At 55.1% G+C, this 1,025-nt stretch carries 1 protein-coding gene; it reads left to right on the top strand.

Features of this window, described 5'->3' with window-relative positions; genetic code table 11:
* Positions 1–1,025 (top strand): elongation factor Tu (gene tuf / locus ENTHG_RS00060; RefSeq protein WP_052332653.1); only part of this gene is annotated, 1,025 nt, incomplete at both ends.

Below are 1,025 nucleotides of genomic sequence, written 5' to 3'. Positions count from 1 at the left end.
GACCAGATCGATAACGCGCCGGAAGAAAAAGCTCGTGGTATCACCATCAACACCTCTCACGTTGAATATGACACCCCGACTCGCCACTACGCGCACGTAGACTGCCCGGGCCACGCCGACTATGTTAAAAACATGATCACCGGTGCTGCTCAGATGGACGGCGCGATCCTGGTTGTTGCTGCGACTGACGGCCCGATGCCGCAGACCCGTGAGCACATCCTGCTGGGTCGTCAGGTAGGCGTTCCGTACATCATCGTGTTCCTGAACAAATGCGACATGGTTGATGACGAAGAGCTGCTGGAACTGGTAGAGATGGAAGTTCGTGAACTGCTGTCTCAGTACGATTTCCCGGGCGACGACACCCCGATCATTCGTGGTTCTGCTCTGAAAGCGCTGGAAGGCGACGCAGAGTGGGAAGCGAAAATCATCGAACTGGCTGGCTTCCTGGATTCTTACATTCCGGAACCTGAGCGTGCGATTGACAAGCCGTTCCTGCTGCCGATCGAAGACGTATTCTCCATCTCCGGTCGTGGTACCGTTGTTACCGGTCGTGTAGAGCGCGGTATCATCAAAGTTGGCGAAGAAGTTGAAATCGTTGGTATCAAAGAGACTGCGAAGTCTACCTGTACTGGCGTTGAAATGTTCCGCAAACTGCTGGACGAAGGCCGTGCGGGTGAGAACGTTGGTGTTCTGCTGCGTGGTATCAAACGTGAAGAAATCGAACGTGGTCAGGTACTGGCTAAGCCGGGCACCATCAAGCCGCACACCAAGTTCGAATCCGAAGTGTACATTCTGTCCAAAGACGAAGGCGGCCGTCACACTCCGTTCTTCAAAGGCTACCGTCCGCAGTTCTACTTCCGTACAACTGACGTGACTGGCACCATCGAACTGCCGGAAGGCGTAGAGATGGTAATGCCGGGCGACAACATCAAAATGGTTGTTACCCTGATCCACCCGATCGCGATGGACGACGGTCTGCGTTTCGCAATCCGTGAAGGCGGCCGTACCGTTGGCGCGGGCGTTGT

It is taken from the genome of Phytobacter massiliensis JC163 (genome assembly GCF_000321045.1).
Lineage (GTDB): Bacteria > Pseudomonadota > Gammaproteobacteria > Enterobacterales > Enterobacteriaceae > Phytobacter_A > Phytobacter_A massiliensis.
This window is presented reverse-complemented; position numbering and strand designations above follow the sequence as displayed.